Source organism: Frankia gtarii, from assembly GCF_025403375.1.
Classification (GTDB): domain Bacteria; phylum Actinomycetota; class Actinomycetes; order Frankiales; family Frankiaceae; genus Frankia; species Frankia gtarii.
In genome coordinates, this window is sequence record NZ_JAMPTM010000643.1 from 1 (window position 1) to 393 (window position 393).

Below are 393 nucleotides of genomic sequence, written 5' to 3' on the forward strand. Positions count from 1 at the left end.
GCCCACATCTGACCGTCACCATCGACTGGAACACCCTGCTCGCCACCGGCACCCAACCCGCCCTGACCATCTGGGGACTGCCGCTCCCCCGCAGCGTCCTCGCCCGACTCAGCTGCGACGCCGAAATCAGCCGGATCATCCTCGACCCCGCCGGAATCCCCCTCGACGTCGGACGATCCACCCGGGTCGTCCCCCCACAGCTACGCCGCGCGCTCGTAGCCCGCGACCGAGGATGCAGCTTCCCCGGCTGCGACCGGCCACCCTCCTGGTGCGAAGCACACCACGTCACCCACTGGACACACGGCGGGGTCACCGCCCTGCACAACCTCACCCTGCTCTGCGGCCACCACCACCGCCAGGTCCACCACGACGGCTGGACCATCGTCTTCACCG

At 70.0% G+C, this 393-nt stretch carries 1 protein-coding gene; it reads left to right on the top strand.

Going from position 1 to position 393, the window contains the following annotated elements:
* The coding region (locus tag NBZ83_RS32720) for an HNH endonuclease signature motif containing protein (protein WP_261576578.1) at nt 1-393 on the top strand (393 nt) is incomplete at both ends.